Source organism: Pseudomonas sp. NPDC088429, assembly GCF_044753305.1.
Taxonomy (GTDB): Bacteria; Pseudomonadota; Gammaproteobacteria; order Pseudomonadales; family Pseudomonadaceae; genus Aquipseudomonas; species Aquipseudomonas rustica.
The window spans coordinates 77,592-94,729 of the sequence record NZ_JBIVMX010000003.1; the positions used below are offsets into that span (position 1 = coordinate 77,592).

The following is a 17,138-nucleotide window of genomic DNA, read 5'->3' on the forward strand; positions in this document are numbered from 1 at the left end:
TGACCGACCCTATACCTGCGCTCCACCAGGGAGGCGGAACATGTCATTGAATTCCGAATCTGCACGACCCAAAGACTTCATCGAAATGTTACCCCCTACGTTTTCACCTACGTGCCAGAGCTCAAATTTCGGGAGGTTGAGCCACGCCGGCGGCTTCGCCTCTACTGGAAAAGCCGATTTGGTTTGATAGGTGGCGACACCTTCCATTATCGAGACCAGAGCGATACCGTGAGTTTGTGCATACTTTATCGCTCCGGATTGAAATCCTGATGTAGTAAAAAGCAGTCCTTAATGAGCGCCCAGAGACCTGATTTTGTCGTGCAGCACCTGAACCAGCTCACGTTCAACCGGGTGACGGTGTTTCTTGCACTCAATTAGCACCGTGAATTCGGCGCCTCCAAAGGCTTGAAATTTCGCCAGTACATCGATCTGGTAAGTGGAGTCGTAAGCCTCAAGCTTTACGTTGTGAATGACCTCGAGCGAGGTCAGCTCACCACTCTGTTTGAGAATCCATTCCCTGACTAAATACTCGAATTCAGTCGCTGTGATATCGAGATTGGGATTCGCCATCGGTGGAAACATTTGACGTCCTTAAACTGAGTGATTGTCCGCACATCTTGTAGCTGGTGGGTGGCTGTACAGCCCCAGCGGCTACCGTGAAATTATCGCGAGCGGAGCCAACCGTCCATTTTTCCAGCCTACCGGCCTCAAATAGCGTTGGCGTTCCTAAATCTGAAGGCTTGAGAATCTATTGTCTTTCACAGGGAAGGGAATTACTCGAGGATCTCTTCATTCGCTGCGACCCTGTGATGATCGACCTTCGATATCTTCGACCCTCCTTTGTCCAGCAGTGCTGAGCTAACTCGTCAGTGACGTCGATGATCTCCGATCACCAAAGTAGGCGGTGGTGTGAGGATAATGAATGCCCACCAAAGAGACTTTTGTCGTTGAGCCGCAAATGCTTGAAGCCGCACGGGGGATGGAATGAGCACTCCTACGGCTCCGAGTCGCTGTGTTTGCGAGGATTGTCATAACTCAATTGCGTGTTGCCCCCAACGTCAGCTGAAAGCTCATCTGGGACTACAGTTGAGGATTTCATCTAGATGAGTCATCTACCCGTTCCTGCAGGTGCAATAAAAGGGCCTCTTTCAAATCGAGCAGCGCCTCACACAGTCGCCGATCTTCCCGAGCATCACCTGAATTTGGTTTGAAAGCTTGCGCGTGCCGAAGTAGAACTTCGGCATCGTTTGTGTTGAGGTCAAAAGTGATCATGTGGATCCTGGAGTTTGGAGGAGGGGAGCCTTAACAGGCGAAACCATGGCTAAGCCTATCGAGGTCTGCTTTTACGACTTCATATCCCTCTTGACTGTGAGCCATTTGCAACCGAGAACAATCACTGGCTTCTACTGCCGGTTGATTCAGCCAATGATCGGCTTTGGGTTTGTTGCCAAAAATTTGCTCAGCCTGGCGCTGAATCAGCTCAACATAATTCATTATCTGACCCGCTTGAGACCCATTGACGAAGGGTGACGGTATTTTGATTTCGAGCTTTTCTCTCGGGTAGCAGAAGAGTACCGGCGGTTGGTGCACGTGTTAATGAGGCTACCTAAGGTAACGTTGTGAGGAGAGCGGTGCATCGATCTTTGCGAACTGGAGCTGTGAAACGCGGTTGCTAACGTTTATTCCCGGCGCGGGCCATTCTCACGCTCTGACGAGCCTTGCTGCCCTTGGGTCTAGGTAACCACCCAATGAAACCATCAGAAAAAAAATAGCAGAGCGCGAAGGGCTGCAATCGATAATTCGCTAAATCAGCTACGGCAGAGTATCCGGATTTTGCAGCTAGCGACTCTGTGGCCTTCGATAATTTTATCGTAGAAAAGACAAGGAAGGGCATTAGCCTCGTCCAGGCGCTTGAGGCATTGGTCGCGCTCAAGCACAGTCACCGATCATGAGCCTCCGAATTGGCTTTATGGGCATGTATCTGATACGCATCCAATCAATCTGTGCTGCTCATCCATTCTTCAACTTGGAAGTCCCAACTTGGAGTACAAAAATCAAGTGTTGGCCAATAATTCTGGAATTTTCTATAATCCAGCTTCAACGCCTCTGTCCGTGATTTTTTGTCGATCACGGCCCAAGCGCAACACATTCTCTCTTTCCAGTCTTCCGCAGCGAGCAAGGCATCTCCTATATCAAGTTTGCCTCCGAGGCCGTACAGTCGAGAGTTGAAAAAATCAACTGCAACGTGAGCATAGTTAGGTTGATGGAGGGCAACCGCATCGGCAAAGTTATAGAGCAAGCCGATCCCTTGGAAAATCGAGCGCGTGATCGACTCTTTTTTTCTGTCGTGTGCTGTGTTTCTAACACACGTCCAGCATTAGTTTGTAATAGACGGACATCGATGGAGAAGGTTGGCATGATCAGATCCTCATTCTATTAGCATTTCGGTGCATACTTTCCTACGATTCCGCAGTGGGGATTTCCGCACAAAATCGTGAAACATCATGTTGAACGAGTCAAAGCCAGGCCAATAATTTTTATTTTCCTCGTCGTCATAGACATATCCGAGCGCAAGTGCTTGTTCTTGATAGCTCAAAATCGGCCAAGTAAGGGTGAAACGCTCCCGCCAAGTTTCAGCTCGCACAAGAGCACACGCAGTCTCCCAGTCCAATGACGCCAGATTACCCAACGCATCGGTAACATTGGTTTCACGGGTAATTTCTTCCCAATCATCTACGAGCGCTTGCATTTTGTCAAACACATACAAGATCCAGCCGATAGTTTGAAATTTGCACTCGCGCACTGACTGCGGAACATCACCCAAGTCATTAAAAATCACAAAAGCAGTTTTGGTATTTTCTGAATGCTCAACGTGAATAGAATAAGACTCCACTGCATAACTCCTTTTTATTGTTGTATGAACAAGCTAGCATGAGAGTTTTTTACCTTGCAAGAGAGTTTTGCTTGACAAAAATCAAGTGATATATATACAGGCATCCTATTAAGCAATGAGGACTTAACAAGGCCCTGCTCAAATGATGCAGAAGAGTTAACCCTGGAAAACCTGATTTTATCGATGAGTGATAAGACCGACCTATGACCTAGCTTATCGCTTGGTAATAGTCATGAATTCACTGCGCCGAGTTTACCTGGCTCGATTTAGATGACTTGTCTCAAAGCCAAGGGGAGGAAAAGTACTGCAAATTTCAGCAGAAAAAGACGGTTTCTGTATGCCCAAATACGTCGCAACAGGCTAGGAGCAGTCACTCCACAATGACTGGAAAATGTCTACTGCTTACATGCTGGTCTTTTTGAATATCCTGCGAGCATAACCAGCCCGTTGGCGGCCTTGTCCGCCAGCAGGCATGACGTCAGCTCGGGAAGCTATCGCGATAAGCCCAATGTTTGGCTTGGTGGTCGGGCGGGTAATCAGGCACGGCCCTCGTGTAGACGGCAGGATCAGCCACTGACGCTCTGTGGCGGCGACACCAGCTCAATCCGCGTGACCCACGGCGCTTGAAAATAGAACCAGCGAACGCCGTCCGGCTTGGTAATGGGCTCGTTGAGAAGGGTCACATTCAAGCGCGTGAGGGTAGCCAGGCTGCCGTCCATATCAGCGGTACGCAAGGCCAAATGGCTGGCACCTGCGTCGTCACCGTGGGGTTGGGTTTGATTGATCTCAGTGCCTTGGTATTGAAATAACTCCAGCTTCGCGCCGCCGTCCATTTGCAGCATCACAAAACGTTGCAGCTCGCTGGAGCCATGCCAGCGGAATTGGCTTTTCCACTGATCCGGAATCTTGACAGGGCTGATATCCGAGATCACCCGTGCGCCCATCAGGGCGGAGAAAAAGCGCGGGGCGGCTTCGATATCCGGCACATTGATGCCAACATGATCTATGGCCGAAACTTGAAGCTGTGCGGCTGTGTCTAGAGCGGTGTGGCTTTGCGAGGATATGGTCGCTGCCTGAGTAGCGTTAGTCAGGATCACGCTGATGGCCTGCAGTGGCCAGTGCAATAGGTTCATAACCTGTCCCTCTCGAAAAGGGTTGGCGGGCGCTCGTGACAGTCGCCCGCTGGGTGGTCAGATTTGCGCCTGGCCGCCGTCAACAAATAGCTCGATACCGTTGACGAAGCTTGCGTCATCCGAGGCGAGGAACAACGCGGCGCTGGCAATCTCGTCCGCTTCACCAACACGGCCCATGGGGATCAGCGACGCCAAGTAGTCAAGCAAGCCCTGCTGCTGAGCGGCATCGGGGCCGGCGAGTTCAACCAGGCCAGGAGTGCGGGTGGCTCCGGGGCTGATGGTGTTGATACGCACTTGGCGGTCTTTCAAATCCAGAATCCAGTTCCGGGCAAATGAGCGCACGGCAGCTTTGGAGGCGGCGTATACGCTAAAGGCTGCAGTGCCCGAGCTACCTGCAGTGGAACCGGTGAGAATCACCGAGGCTTTTTTGGCCAGCAGCGGCAGTGCCTTTTGCACAGTGAACAGCACGCCTTTGACGTTGCGATTGAAGGTGTCGTCGTATTGCTGCTCAGTGATGTCGCCCAGTGGCAGCATGGAGCCGCCACCCGCATTGGCGAACAACACATCAATTCGGCCGTGAGTCGCACCAATCTGGTGGTACAGCGCGTCAAGCTGATCCAGGTTGGTGGAGTCCACCCTGACGCCGGTGGCGTTGCCGACAGTGGCGACGGCGGCGTCCAGTTCGGCTTGGCGGCGGCCCGTAATGTAAACGTGGGCGCCTTCCTGAGCGAAGCGTTTGGCAGTTGCCAAGCCGATGCCCGTCGTCCCGCCGGTCACCAGTGCAATTTTGCCTTCGAGTTTGTTAGTCATGGTCGTTCTCCCGTATTTCGATTGAGTGAGTTGCGGTGTGGGAGAAGCTTATCGACGGCGCAGAAGTTTCAAAATAGAATTGTCTGAAACCTATCGTTGCAGAATTGAAATGAGCAGACTTCCAGATTTTGAAGGGTTGGCGATGTTTGCCAAGGTGGCCGAAGAGGGCTCTTTCGCCGGCGCGGCGCGTGTCATGAGCGTGTCGGTGCCAACGGTATCGCGGGCGGTCGCACGGCTGGAGGAGCGTCTCGGTGGGCGATTGTTCAACCGCACGTCGCGGCAACTGGCACTCACCGAATTCGGGGCGAGCATGGCGGCCAAGGCCGGAGAGATTTATCGGCGCGCTGAAGAGGTGGAAAGCGAAGCTCAGGATTTATCGGTTCAGCCACGCGGCCAAGTACGCCTGGCCATCCCCATGTCGTTTGGTCTGCGTTGGGTGGCACCCCTGATGCCGCAGTTAATCCGGCAGTATCCCGAGCTGTCGATTGACCTGCACCTTTCAGACGCCTCGGTAGACCTGATCGCTGAGGGCTTTGATGCGGCATTACGCATTGCCGTATTGCCAGACTCCTCGCTGGTTGCACGGCATCTATGCGCTGTCACCCAATACCTGGTCGCCTCACCAGCTTATCTAGAGACCCATGGCCATCCTGACCAACCCCGCGAACTGGCGGCCCGCACTTGCCTGAGTTATGCATACCGAGCCCGTAGCCAAGTGTGGCGGTTCACCCATAAAGACGGCTCTGAAGAAGACGTGGTGCCCAGCGGCCCGCTAAGAGTGACCAACTCGGATGCGTTACTGCCGGTGTTGCTCGAAGGCCAGGCCATCGCCGAACTGCCCGAATTTATCGCCAGCGAATACTTGAAAGACGGGCGCTTGGTCGTGGTGCTACCAGAATGGAGTATGACCCGTGGCGGCTTGTATTTCGTCACCCCCTCGGCACGCACCCGGCCGGTTAAAATCAAAGCGTTGTCGGACTTCTTTGCCGAGCATTTAAGTCAGCCCGAATGGCGATGGCCGTCATGAGTCCACGAAAATAGCTTTCAATTTTGAAACGATGACTTTCATTAGCGTCTATTTTTGAAAAGCGATAAATCTCTTAACGTGATCAGGTCAGCACCTACAGCGTGCCCATCCCTTATACGTTTCGGAGAAAATCGTCATGAAAAATGCCGTGGAATTACTTCAAAATTACCTGGATGCCATTCAGACGCCGCACTTGGCGGCAGCGCTTTTCGTGGAAGATGGAGTGCTGGAGTTGCCCCTCCTGAAGTCGCTGGGCATTCCCCATCGTGTGCAAGGTTTTGCGGCTATCGAGGGATTTATCGGCTAATTGCTCGGTAAAGTGCCGGACTTCAAATTTCGCAACGTTCGTTTTCTAATCGACACACCCGATCAGGCGTTTGCCGAATACAGCGTAGAGGCCTTGGTGCCTTCCACTGGTCGCATCTATCGGCAGATGTACGCCGGCCGCCTGGTGGCCAAAGACGGCAAAATTCAGTTGCTGCGCGAATCCATGGATACCGTGGCCGCTGCCAATGCGTTCGCGCCGGTTGGGCCAGAGCAACCCCATTAAATCGCGATGCTTTTAAGATTAAAAACTCGCGGCTAGAAAGTCTTCTGCAGGAGAGCTGTTTTACTTGCGAGGAGGGGATTTAGTCGCATGCTTTTGTCCTTATGTGTTGGGCATAGAATGTCCGCTTCTCGCCGAAAGCGGTCGGTCGTGAGTGGCAGCTATCGGCCAAAAGCAGACGATCAAAGATGGCAGGTATCGACCCGAAGCGGGCATTACTAAAGCGTGTTGAGTCGTGCCTCAGCCGCTCCGGTCTCGAGCTATTGCGCTACTTGCGACAAAGCATGAATGACATCCGCAACCATCTTTTCAGCACTGTTCATCCCGTCAATCCGTAAGACCGGAGCGGTCTGCTCTGATAGCCACGCCTCGTGCCACGCCCGGTTGCGTCCTGAAAAGTTCGGATCGTCATACTGCGAAGCCCATTCCCGAAAGGCTACATGTATCTCATGCATGTCACCGCCCGGTGCTATCCGATCTCCAAAACGCTCCTTTTCACGGGCGGCCAGCCGTTCTAGGCGAGTGGGTGTTGGAGTTACAACGAAAACAATCAGATCGACATGGGTAATCAGCGCTTCTCCCCAGACCATGCAAGAACCGGTCAACACCCAATCGTCATCACCGAACTTTTGCTGGATCAATGACACGCGCTCACTGGGAGTTCGCTTGGTCGTAAAAGGAGGGTCAGTGGGCATCCAAAAGTAATCATCGACATCGACCTGGCGTACACCGAGCAGAGTTGCGACGTTTTGACCCAAAGTAGTCACGCCCGCACACGAAGCACCTGTAATGTAAATCCGCAATTTTTCCTCCATGAATACAAGTCTGTTTCGAGGCAGGCAATATATCCCTTACTCGATTGGGTCTCACTTTTTTCTGGGCTGCAAATGACTGCTTCTGGCCGGTAGCTGTCGTTAGGAACGGCAGCTATCGGCAAAAAGCAGTCATCCGCGATCACCTGCGTTCGGCCAGCGTCGGCATCACGCACGAAGGCGCTGAACTATATCCAGACATCGTTTAAGGCAGTTCTTTCGCCATCTTCATGGCCCGTGTTCAAAATGCCTCGAGGCTCGATCATCATCAGTTTTGCTTCACCTTGTGCAGCAGTTCTATGTTCGACGCCGCGAGGCACCACGTAGAGTTCGCCCGGACTTACATGGACGCAGCCATCCGGCAGGTCGATGCGCAAGGTGCCTTCCAGTACAAGAAATGCCTCGTCGGTCTCGGGGTGTGAATGCCAGATGAACTCTCCTTCGATTCGCACAACTTTAAACTGGTAGTCATTCATTTCCGCAACAACCCTGGGGCTCCATTGTTGTTCGATTAGCGAAGCCTTATTCACCAGGTTTACCGGGAGTGATACTTGTGGGTGACGTGATTCAGACATGACGGTTCCTCTATCGTTGGAGTCGTCAGCCTATCGAGCCATGAGTCGGGCGCTCTTGTACGATCCTGCAAGTCAGCGTGCGGCCCGCAATCGTTCCAGCCAACGCATGGGTGGGGCACCGTAGCACCGCGTAAAATGTCGCGTCATATGACTTTGATCGTGGAAACCCGCAGCAAGAGCGGCATCTACCAAGGTGAAACCGTCCAGCACCAATGCACGGAACTGATCCAGACGGCGTAGGGTGACAAACCGGTAAGGACTCGTACCGTAAAGCGTCCGGAAGTCGCGTGACAGGCTCCAGCGCTCACGCCCGCTGGCATTCTCCAGCATTTCCAGCGTAATGCATGAGTGCAAGTGTTCGAGAATGAATGCTCTGGCACGCTCGGCTGCGCGGTAATCCAGACGCTTGCGCCCTCGCGGCTTGCCCCCGACCGCACGCAACGCAATCGCCAAGTCATACAGCGCGTCCTGTTCCTCCAGAGGTTCCAGTGGATGGTTCACCGCTTGCACGAATACTTCACTGGCGTGGTACAGACGCGGATCGCTCGAAAGCCCCCCCGTGATAAAGGGCAGCGGTTCTCCGCCCAAAACGTTCTGGATTAATGCCGGATCAACGTAGGCCATTCGATAACGAAATCCAGCATCGGTGCCAGCCATACCGTCGTGAAGTTCGTCAGGGTGAAGCACGAGCGTATTGCCGGGAACACCGTGGCGCAGCGACCCTGCATAGTGAAAGCTCTGTACGCCCGCCAATGTACGACCAATCGAGTAGGTGTCGTGTCGATGCGGATCGTAGCCATGGCTACCGAACCACGCTTCGATACGTTCGATCCCACCAGGTTGAACACTGCGGATTACCCAGTCGGCGTTGGCACGTTGGCAATTTTTCTGATTCAAGAATGTACTTCTCCGTGTTCTCGCAGGGGTAGTGGAATCTGCCTGTCGGGAATATACAAGTACGGTTATTCAGACGGCTGTTTTTGACTGTTTTTGCATCCAAGTAAGCTATTGGCCGGCTGCGGTCTGTCATGAGGGGCAGAAAATCGGCCATTACCGGTCAGTTTAATGCGAGGCCACTTAATCTCCCTACTCATAGTGAGCGTGAACGCTTGCAGCCCCTCATGAAGGGCAGCTGACGACCAGCAGCAGTCATTTCAAAGAGAGTGACAAGCAGCTCCGCAGATGACATTGTCTGCCGGCAAGCCAATTCAACTTCCGGCTATCGAGTCAATTTGCATGCAGGTCTCGCGCAGATCAAACTTGCCAGGACTTCCACTTTTCCTGTAACTCCAAATGCCCGATATGTTGCTAAAAACTGCGTTGCCTGGTGTCATGCTCAGGCGATGGCGTCTGTTACATCGGGTCAAACAATCCCATGCCGCAGAGTTGTTTGGAGTCACGCAATCGACTATCTCTCGCTGGGAGAGTGGCGTATTGGAGTTGGACTCCTATGCGAATAAAAAGCTTGAGGAGTTGCTGGCCGCTCGTCTTACCACAGCCGCTGATCAAGCGCTGGCCCGAATAGTTCGTGATAGCTCGCAACCCGTTCATCTCATGTGTGATTTGACGCACCGGTTGCTTGCTTGCTCTTCTTCGCGGGCAGCCCAGTTCGCGAGTCCGATCAGTGAACTGATGGGCTGTTCGCTTTGGAGATTCGCTACGCCAAATATCATTACCAAGGAATTGGCGCTGGATGAATTGGGTTGGCGGGAAGCCTTCGCACCACCAGCGCTGGAGTTTCTAACGGGCAACAACAATTCGCCCATCGTTCCGATCAACCAAAGCCTGTGCCGCTGGACACGTATCCTCCTTTCAGACGGAACAGCAGCACGCTTGATTGAATCGCTCTAAACGCTTCGACCTGCATATTTTATGCGTGGACGCTGCACACGTTGAGATTTAGTCTGATGTGAACGCGGTGAGCAGCATTCTGTCCGCCGGCTAAGTCAGAGAATTTTATGGACATAGAAAAAATTAAAGGACGTCTCGAATTTCTGCGCGAGACGGAAAAGCTCAAGGATGTACTCAGAAGTGCGCACACCTCTTCAGGCCGCACTGAAAGCACCGCAGAGCATAGCTGGCGCCTTTGCCTGATGGCCATCGTCTTCGAGGATTACTTAATCGGACTCGACATGCTAAAGATGCTTAAGATGTGTGTTATTCACGACTTGGGAGAGGCTATTAGCGGAGACATCCCCGCCGTCAATAAAGACTCGTTCCCCAACAAAAGCGAGCAGGAAAGAAACGACCTCTTGCTTTTAACCGCTGCCCTGGATGAGTCAATAAAATCAGAGATATTGGCTCTTTGGGATGACTATGAAAATGTTCTTTCGCCAGAGGCAGTAGCCGTCAAGGCGCTGGATAAGCTGGAGACGATGCTCCAGCATAACCAAGGCAAAAATCCACCGGACTTCGATTACAAATTCAATCTCGCCTATGGAAAAAAATACACAGATGCCACCCCTCTATTTGAGACTCTTCGCAATATCATCGACATAGAAACCAAAGAAAATATGCTTGTGAATCCGAAATAGACAAGCCCACAGCATTGACTCCCCGGTGTGAGTGACGCGGACGTCGAGTGTCCCTGACAGGCTTCCTTGGCGGGACTGGAAACCACGTAATAGGGAATGACTGCTTATGGCCGAAAGCATTCAAAGGCTGAAGTTTAAATAACCGTGCTGATATCCCGATAGACAGCTCTTCGACCCCGCGCGGAATTAGGGAAATGCATTCATGGATCAGAAGAAGGCCAACGCGCCAATACCGACTGGATATTCCGCAGTGTCGATCCGGGGGGATTGAACGTATCGAAGCGTGGTTCGGCAGCCACGGCTATGATCCGCATCGACAGGACACTTACTCAATCGGTCGCACGTTGGCGGGCACACATAGCATCACGCAATCGCTGCGACCCGGTGACCCTGCGTCACCCCGACGAACTTCACGACGGTACGGCGGACACCTATGCTGGCTTTCGTCATCGAATGACCTAAGTTGATCCGGCGTTAATCCCAAAACGTTTTGGGAGGAGAACCCCTGCCTTTTATCGCGGGGGACTTTTCGAGACCACGCCAGTGAAGCATTCGTGCAACCGGTGAACCATTTCCTGGAGCCCCTGGAGGAACAGGACGCGGCGAACGACTTGGCAATTTCGTTGCACACCGTCGGGGGAAATCACCGCAGATGCAAGCATCTAGATCACCACGCAGCCGGGCGTGTCCGAGCATTCATCCTCGAACATCTGTACTCAAACATTGCATCACGTGATGCCAGCCGGTTACGCCTTTGGCGTGTCCAATGATGTTGATCCATCGATTCTTTTTTTGGGCAGAGAAAGCCAAGGGATGGCTTCTCTTTGTTGCCAAACACGAGCGCGGCTTGGCGTTGGATCTGCTCAATGTTGTTAGCTTTTTGCTCCCTGGCTTCTTTTTGCTGCTAGCGCTTTTCAATTGGCCGGCGAGGTGGAAGCTGATGTTTTGGCGCAATATTCACGAAACGCCTTGATGCCGCGCGTGATGACCAATACAGGCTTAATCATGTAGCGGTAGCTGACGAACAAATTGAGTGCGATCCAGGCTAGCTGGTAGGACGAACCGTGAAAGCTTCGGTGGTTGGCGCTGTTTTCCCAGAAACCATAGGCAACGAAAATAGTAAAGATCGCAACCGTTAACGGAAAGATACTGAGCCTCCCTAGGGAGACGCCAATGAAGGGGATTGAGACCACCGAACGAACAGGCTCTCCTGCCACCTGAATCGCCCAGATTCTGTTGACCTTGTCCTTACCCAACTGTGTCGTCACTCGAACCCGATCCCCCGCCCTGACGTGAGCGTCCAGGGCATCCGGGATTTCGATCGGTTCTAGTTTTTTGCCGTCAATTTTCCAAAAATGATAGCTCACCATGTCGCCGCCGAAGCCGCGCGATTTCTCATCGAGCCGGCCATCTACGATCTGCATTTCCTTCATCTTGAGTCCCTGTCCTTGCGTCGCTGAGTGATGGCAAAAGGATATTTCTACCGAATACTAAGGAATACTTAGTATGTCGTCAAAGCGAATCTAAGAATCTCTTAGCCTTTCGGCGATGAGAAAATGGGCACGTTCGGCAAGCGTTTGAAAGAGGCGCGCATGCTAAGAGGCTATTCACAGGAGCGTTTGGGGATTGACGCGGGCATTGATCCGGCCACGGCTTCCGCGCGGATGTCTCAGTACGAAAAGGGCGTCCACCAGCCTGGTGAAAGCATCGTGAAGCAGATCGCTGCAGTCATGAATCTGCCGGTGGCGTATTTTTACTGCGAGGACGATGAGACGGCGCATCTGCTGCAGTGCTTTCATTTGTTGAAAGCGGAGGATCGCAAGGATGTGGTTGATTGGGTTGAGCGGCTGGCATTGGGTGGGTGATATACATGCCCAAACAGAAGACTGAAGAAGCTTTTCCCGACAGCACAAGTAACGTATGAGTAGACCAGAACGTGACAAAGTAGGTGGGAGACAAGCATGAGTTACTGGGAAATGAGGATACTGAAGCAGCCCGGATTCGACCCCCAATTGCCGGGGGCCGGATATAAGACTGCCAAAGAGTACAGTCGCAAGCTTGCGATAGTGGGTAGTGGTTTGTTCGTGGGATGTGGGGCGCTTTTCTTCGTGCCGCTTACACAGCCTCTAGCGCTAGGATTGGCGGGAGCTCTGCTCGTCCTTGCTTGCATCGTGGGGCGTGAGTACAACAAGCATGCTCATGAGTTCGTGAAGCACACCTCATTGCCCCAACTGATCAGAATTTTTGCCCCTACCTGGCGTTACATGTTGATGACAACCATTTTGTTGGGAGTTGGGCTAGGTCTGACTGAATGGAGCGTTTTCGCCGAGAAGAAGGAAATGCTGTTAGGCGTGATGGTGTCGGGGAGCTTTTTCGATTTACTAAAAAGCTTCCTCACCGCCAAATAGTTGCTCATCAAGCGGTTGGCTTTCTCGTCGTTGATTGCCCGCCGCTCAGATAAGCCTATCAGCAATGTTTGCAGCATCAGCTCGCTGCTCGATGCCATGATATTTCGTCATTTTTGAACCGACGAAGCCGAAGTCTGATCTTCTGCTGGGTCATGGTAGGAGATGCTCTTGATATACCAAGAGGTTTCGCCGGTTGGAGTATGTACCGTTGCTTCGTCGCCTTCCTCTTTCTTGAGTAGGGCCCGAGCCATAGGTGAATCGATCGAAATGTAATCGTTGCGGCCATAAATTTCGTCATAGCCCACGATCCGAAATTTTTTTACGTCTCCATCGTCATTCTCAACTTCGACCCAAGCCCCAAAGAAAACCTTACCCTCTTGCTCGGGGGAATAGTCGACAACCTTCACGTCCTCCAATCGCTTACGCAAATACCTGACCCTTCGATCAATCTCGCGCAGCAGTTTTTTGTTGTACTGGTAGTCCGCGTTTTCGCTGCGGTCTCCCAGCGATGCCGCCCAAGCGACTTTCTGGGTTATTTCCGGGCGATATACACGCCACAGATGATCAAGCTCTGCTCTTAAGGCGTCGTGGCCACCGCGAGTAATGATGTTTGTGGCCAAAACGGCCTCCTGTTGAAAAGTTATTCATGCTCAAGGGGGCGAAGCAGATTGCCGTAAGCGAGGATCAGATCTTCTTGCGGATTGATGAGCTTGTAGCAGCGCACATAGACAGAGACTAACATGCGAGAGTGAGCGTTCGTACCCGAGGGGGAAGCACTCGGGGGAGCCCAACGGATGTTGAGTATTTGAGCTAATTACTGGCTGTAAAAATGCTGGCCCAGGAGGCTACTCAACAAATCTTCCAGTACCACGGACTCTTCAAGGCTCAGTTCAAATTGGTCATAGCTCTCGATGAAATAGGTGATCCTTTCGTAGTGGTAATCAAGCACCTTGCTGACGACGAGCTTGCCCTTGAGAAAGTGCACTTCACCTCTGCTTGCAGGATGAAGTTCCATCATCAGGTTTTTGATGTCATCCACTTCCAGTTCATATCGATGCTCATCGATTTTCAAAAGCAGGGTGTCACCACGCCACCGGATATCAGTGAACCTGTCCCGGTTGGCACTACATATCCCGAAGGGTCTCAAAACCTCATTCGCTCTTTTGAATTTTTCGTAAAGCTCTTCAAGAGGTGGAAGTCCGATGAAATCAGAGTGGATAACGTTATTCCTAAAGTCTTTTAGCTTCTTGGCTTCTTCTACAAACTCAGGCCAATACTCCGGGATTTCAGGAAGCAGGGGGTAATCCCCCAGCATTTTCTGAACGATGTATCCGAGTGGCTTTTGGGGGGCAGCACCTGACTTTCGGTGGACATAGCTAACAATGGATTTTTCGAACTCGATAGCTTCAAAGCGCAGGTCATCAACGGACGGCACTCCGTAGCCCGGTAATTCCTTGAAGTTTCTTTCAATGAGGGTGTTCAAATTTTTCTTGCGGCGTAGGCTTTCAAACATCTAGATATCTGTTCCTTCGTCGGGATGGGCCCTGAGGTTGATGAGTCGCCGTAGCGCCAGTGTGCTTAGTCATCTTCTGATGGCGAGTATCGAGGTATTGGACGATGGCATATTCGGTATTGCCAGGTTCTTACGCTCGCTTTATCCAACATCCGTAGCGCCTCTCCGGATTCGAATGGCGCTGAGTCGCTCTTCTGCTAAGCAGGTGACAGCGGCTTGGGTGTTACTGGTTTACCAGGAATCGAGAGCGTCTTGAATGTTTCGATTTTCTCTGACTCCAGCTCCTTCAGGATCGTCTCTTTCGCATCGTTTTTGTCAATCGACTTGCCTGTGTTGTCGAAGGTGATCTGCTTGATCCGTAGCTCGATTTCGCTGTCCTTGTTCTGGCCGGCAGAGAATTCTGGGAAACCAAGGGAAATAACGCAGTGGCCATCGAGGCCCGAGGTGCTGAAGCGAAATTTCGCGTCTAGGCGATGCAAAAACAGGCTCGGGCGATAGGACGCGTTTGAGAGAAAGTCCGAATGTTCCAAGCTGAACCCCTTCAGATCCAAGTTGCGAATTTTCTCTTTCATCCAGCCCAAATCGGTTGGAAGTAGATTGTCGGGATCAGGCGCTATACCAATGTCTACGATTTCGATAAACGAGATCGCCACCAACTTGCTGTGCTGAGTCAGACCCAAAAGATATTTGAATCTGTTTTCATTGGTGAAATCGCAGAAGCGTATGGCTGTGACTGTCTCGCTCTCGTCGATTTGCTTGACTGATTTGAAGTGTGAGACCAAGTGCTTAGACATCGCTTTATTCGTGGTTCTTGTCTCAGGGGCGCTATGCGTGCTGATCAGAATCAGTTCATCCTGAGCCTTGTTTTTCTTGATCTCGATTGACCCCTTGAAGGTCTTGTGCGAATCCGCCCAGCTTTTGGATCGATCAATTCGCTCCAAAAGGTAATCCATCCGGATGGTGTCGAGGTCTTTGTTGACGGGATAGAAACCAGGCGTGCCCAGTACCTTGAAATTCACGAAGTCGAGGTCAAGTAGCTTGTTTACATCGATCGAATCGGGAACCGAGTCGAGCAGCGTGTCTTGTCCTTGCCACCTGATCGTTTGAGTGGTGATTTTCGGATTGTCTTCCTTCGTCGTATAGGCAAGCTGTAGCTGTGAGAATTCGCTAGGCCTGATCAGGGACAAAGTCAGAGCAGGGATAGACTGTTCCTTTTCCTGACTGTTGATGAAGACACCACGACTTTTAAGTACTGTCTTAATATCAGCTGCGCCGATGTAGGGTTGGGCTAGGTAGGTGCGCAGGGCTTCGCCTTGCGGCAGGATCGAGTCAATATTCTGATTACTCACTGTATCAACCTCTGAAATCTGCCTGGTAAGACTCCACATCTACTATGGAGGCGAATTCTTTGTTCGCGATCGCCAACTTGGCAATATTTGCGATTTCCTCGTGTTCAACGTAGTTGAAGTCAGGGAAGGCAAGCGTGACCTTATGCGGAAACTCAAGGGCGATCGCCATTGAAAATCCGATCATGCGTTTCACCGCTTCCTCGCTGAAACCATCCTGGCAGCAGATGACCAGATGCTTCTTGCCATACTCCTGAACAAAGAAAGGTATGAGTCCGCTGTTGAGGTATTCGGGAGGTAAAATTGGGCCGTTAGTCAGCCTCTGGATGGGGCTGACATTCTTCCCTGTTGAGGGATACAGGAAGCTCACGTTCTCACCTCCGAAAGTGTTTCTAACGTAAGTGATGGTGTCGAACAGGAAGCTCGCGCGGTAGTTGTCGATCACATAGATGGTTCCATAGTTGGAGTCATCCAGCTTGCGCGAACCTGCGACCAAACTGACCACATCTGCCTCGGCATCTGATTTTGCGCTAAGCCAAAAAAGGACGCCTGCGATTGCTTGGGAGCTTGCACCGTTGTAGCCCGAATTGATGGACTTTTTAACTGTCGAGCGATTAAAGCATTCGACTGTTGTTGCCAGGTCGACGAAGTGTTCTTTGAATTTGGTTCCCGGTGAGGTGGGATAGGGCACACTCGAAAACTTGGACGAAATGACCATGTGCTTGAGCACGCCATCTTCAAGGGGGGACAGGCAGCTGAAGATGAAGTCCGCCCCATGCGTCTGCCTCGGGTTCTCGGACATGCTGTGTGGCTTTGGCTTGACGCAGTCGATGCTTGTTCCTTTGAGTGCCGCTTTCCATCCGATTAGGTTCAGCAGAGTCTCTACAACGTGTTCCCCACGTTCACCCAATTTCTTTGACCATTCGCCCATCACAAGTCCTTTATAAGCCGAGACGCATCAACCCAATGTGAGCCCAACGCTACGGAGTCTGAGCGGCGATGTCTAGTGGCACTTTGTCCACAAAACTGAAGTACAGCGTCGTGTACTGCGGATTGCTGAATATTCAACTGATAAACAGCATACCGTACGGTATTTTGCTGGAAGGCCTGTCAGTTACTGTGCATCGACAGTTATCCGGGCTCTGAGTCATTCATTTTGTTTATCTATTCGGCTTCAGTGTCTGGGTGAAAAAATGTGCTTCCTTTGGTCTCATCCTCTTCAAGCTGGAAGTAGCGGTCAGCAATTTTGAGGGTCGGGAACGTCTGAATCGGCGGCCTTTGTGATGAATTTGCGCTCTCGATGACCTCCAAGTCCGACGCATTTACAGATCCAATTAAATTCGGCGTGGTGTGGTTTAGGGTGACGAGTTCCATGACCATGACCTTGAACGGTGAGTGAGAGGCCTCCATCTCGAACCTGAAATGCGGAGGATCTGCCGGGAGCCGTCTGGCTGTTTGCCGGCTTGGGGTATGGCTCTGCTAGGATGAATTCGTCGTCGGCCTAGTCTGAGTTGCTAAGTTGCCTCCTGCACCATTGTTT

The 17,138-nt window shown here is 51.8% G+C and carries 22 protein-coding genes and 1 pseudogene; 9 read left to right on the plus strand and 14 right to left on the minus strand.

The window, feature by feature from the left end; genetic code table 11:
- Positions 1-288: 288 nt before the first annotated feature.
- Complete coding sequence (locus ACIP66_RS03190; protein ID WP_400645330.1) at positions 289-582, minus strand: restriction endonuclease; 294 nt, start codon at positions 580-582, stop codon at positions 289-291.
- 735 nt (positions 583-1,317) lie between these two features.
- Between ACIP66_RS03190 and ACIP66_RS03195 the strand changes: the two genes are divergently transcribed.
- The gene (locus ACIP66_RS03195; RefSeq protein ID WP_159812317.1) at positions 1,318-1,530 is read left to right on the plus strand and encodes a hypothetical protein; all 213 of its coding nucleotides are present in this window, start codon (positions 1,318-1,320) and stop codon (positions 1,528-1,530) included.
- Between the two features lie 466 nt (positions 1,531-1,996).
- Here the strand turns inward: ACIP66_RS03195 and ACIP66_RS03200 are convergent, their stop codons facing one another.
- From ACIP66_RS03200 to ACIP66_RS03215, 4 genes are all read right to left on the minus strand, one after another.
- The gene (locus ACIP66_RS03200; RefSeq protein WP_400645333.1) at positions 1,997-2,299 is read right to left on the minus strand and encodes a hypothetical protein; all 303 of its coding nucleotides are present in this window, start codon (positions 2,297-2,299) and stop codon (positions 1,997-1,999) included.
- 129 nt (positions 2,300-2,428) lie between these two features.
- Positions 2,429-2,893, minus strand: a complete 465-nt coding sequence (locus ACIP66_RS03205; protein WP_400645336.1) for a hypothetical protein — start codon at positions 2,891-2,893, stop codon at positions 2,429-2,431.
- 566 nt (positions 2,894-3,459) lie between these two features.
- Entirely contained in the window at positions 3,460-4,026 is a 567-nt protein-coding gene (locus ACIP66_RS03210; protein WP_400645339.1) for a VOC family protein, read from the minus strand.
- Between the two features lie 57 nt (positions 4,027-4,083).
- Positions 4,084-4,836: an SDR family NAD(P)-dependent oxidoreductase gene (locus ACIP66_RS03215; protein WP_400645341.1), complete on the minus strand. Its 753-nt coding sequence runs from the start codon at positions 4,834-4,836 to the stop codon at positions 4,084-4,086.
- A 109-nt stretch (positions 4,837-4,945) separates the two neighbouring features.
- On the opposite strand from ACIP66_RS03215, the gene ACIP66_RS03220 reads away from it, so the two are divergent.
- The 3 genes from ACIP66_RS03220 (at position 4,946) to ACIP66_RS03230 (ending at position 6,413) form a co-directional block, all read left to right on the plus strand.
- Positions 4,946-5,863 carry a LysR family transcriptional regulator gene (locus tag ACIP66_RS03220; RefSeq protein ID WP_400645344.1) on the plus strand — a complete coding sequence of 306 codons (918 nt, stop codon included), beginning with the start codon at positions 4,946-4,948 and terminating at the stop codon, positions 5,861-5,863.
- A gap of 136 nt (positions 5,864-5,999) precedes the next feature.
- A complete protein-coding gene (locus ACIP66_RS03225) occupies positions 6,000-6,170 on the plus strand; it encodes a hypothetical protein (protein WP_400645346.1) in 171 nt (56 codons plus the stop codon).
- Positions 6,171-6,413 carry a nuclear transport factor 2 family protein gene (locus tag ACIP66_RS03230; RefSeq protein WP_400645349.1) on the plus strand — a complete coding sequence of 81 codons (243 nt, stop codon included), beginning with the start codon at positions 6,171-6,173 and terminating at the stop codon, positions 6,411-6,413.
- A 257-nt stretch (positions 6,414-6,670) separates the two neighbouring features.
- Here the strand turns inward: ACIP66_RS03230 and ACIP66_RS03235 are convergent, their stop codons facing one another.
- The 3 genes from ACIP66_RS03235 to ACIP66_RS03245 all read right to left on the minus strand — a co-directional run bounded on the left by ACIP66_RS03235 (position 6,671) and on the right by ACIP66_RS03245 (position 8,694).
- Positions 6,671-7,213, minus strand: a complete 543-nt coding sequence (locus ACIP66_RS03235) for an adenylate kinase (RefSeq protein ID WP_192564976.1) — start codon at positions 7,211-7,213, stop codon at positions 6,671-6,673.
- A 197-nt stretch (positions 7,214-7,410) separates the two neighbouring features.
- A complete protein-coding gene (locus tag ACIP66_RS03240) occupies positions 7,411-7,797 on the minus strand; it encodes a cupin domain-containing protein (protein ID WP_400645352.1) in 387 nt (128 codons plus the stop codon).
- Between the two features lie 72 nt (positions 7,798-7,869).
- Positions 7,870-8,694, minus strand: coding sequence for an AraC family transcriptional regulator (locus ACIP66_RS03245; protein WP_400645354.1), 825 nt, complete (start codon positions 8,692-8,694; stop codon positions 7,870-7,872).
- A 396-nt stretch (positions 8,695-9,090) separates the two neighbouring features.
- Between ACIP66_RS03245 and ACIP66_RS03250 the strand changes: the two genes are divergently transcribed.
- From ACIP66_RS03250 to ACIP66_RS03260, 3 genes and pseudogenes are all read left to right on the plus strand, one after another.
- Positions 9,091-9,648, plus strand: a complete 558-nt coding sequence (locus ACIP66_RS03250) for a helix-turn-helix domain-containing protein (protein ID WP_400645357.1) — start codon at positions 9,091-9,093, stop codon at positions 9,646-9,648.
- A 107-nt stretch (positions 9,649-9,755) separates the two neighbouring features.
- Positions 9,756-10,331, plus strand: a complete 576-nt coding sequence (locus ACIP66_RS03255; RefSeq protein ID WP_400645360.1) for an HD domain-containing protein — start codon at positions 9,756-9,758, stop codon at positions 10,329-10,331.
- Positions 10,332-10,529: 198 nt separating this feature from the next.
- Positions 10,530-11,056 (plus strand): annotated as a pseudogene (locus ACIP66_RS03260) (AraC family ligand binding domain-containing protein); the annotation flags it as partial.
- A 189-nt stretch (positions 11,057-11,245) separates the two neighbouring features.
- Here ACIP66_RS03260 and ACIP66_RS03265 read toward each other — a convergent pair.
- The gene (locus tag ACIP66_RS03265) at positions 11,246-11,764 is read right to left on the minus strand and encodes a hypothetical protein (RefSeq protein WP_400645362.1); all 519 of its coding nucleotides are present in this window, start codon (positions 11,762-11,764) and stop codon (positions 11,246-11,248) included.
- Between the two features lie 123 nt (positions 11,765-11,887).
- On the opposite strand from ACIP66_RS03265, the gene ACIP66_RS03270 reads away from it, so the two are divergent.
- Together ACIP66_RS03270 and ACIP66_RS03275 are read left to right on the plus strand one after the other, a co-directional pair.
- Entirely contained in the window at positions 11,888-12,196 is a 309-nt protein-coding gene (locus ACIP66_RS03270; protein ID WP_400645365.1) for a helix-turn-helix domain-containing protein, read from the plus strand.
- 96 nt (positions 12,197-12,292) lie between these two features.
- Positions 12,293-12,739 (plus strand): hypothetical protein, encoded by a 447-nt coding sequence (locus ACIP66_RS03275; protein ID WP_400645367.1) that lies wholly within the window; start codon positions 12,293-12,295, stop codon positions 12,737-12,739.
- Positions 12,740-12,846: 107 nt separating this feature from the next.
- On the opposite strand, the gene greB is transcribed toward ACIP66_RS03275, so the two are convergent.
- The 5 genes from greB to ACIP66_RS03300 form a co-directional block, all read right to left on the minus strand.
- On the minus strand, positions 12,847-13,359 hold the full coding sequence (gene greB / locus ACIP66_RS03280) for a transcription elongation factor GreB (RefSeq protein WP_095048474.1): 513 nt from the start codon (positions 13,357-13,359) through the stop codon (positions 12,847-12,849).
- A gap of 194 nt (positions 13,360-13,553) precedes the next feature.
- Entirely contained in the window at positions 13,554-14,252 is a 699-nt protein-coding gene (locus ACIP66_RS03285; protein WP_400645370.1) for a hypothetical protein, read from the minus strand.
- A 197-nt stretch (positions 14,253-14,449) separates the two neighbouring features.
- On the minus strand, positions 14,450-15,601 hold the full coding sequence (locus ACIP66_RS03290; protein ID WP_256579890.1) for a hypothetical protein: 1,152 nt from the start codon (positions 15,599-15,601) through the stop codon (positions 14,450-14,452).
- A gap of 4 nt (positions 15,602-15,605) precedes the next feature.
- The gene (locus tag ACIP66_RS03295; protein WP_400645373.1) at positions 15,606-16,529 is read right to left on the minus strand and encodes a hypothetical protein; all 924 of its coding nucleotides are present in this window, start codon (positions 16,527-16,529) and stop codon (positions 15,606-15,608) included.
- Positions 16,530-16,762: 233 nt separating this feature from the next.
- On the minus strand, positions 16,763-16,972 hold the full coding sequence (locus tag ACIP66_RS03300; RefSeq protein ID WP_400645375.1) for a hypothetical protein: 210 nt from the start codon (positions 16,970-16,972) through the stop codon (positions 16,763-16,765).
- Positions 16,973-17,138: the final 166 nt, after the last annotated feature.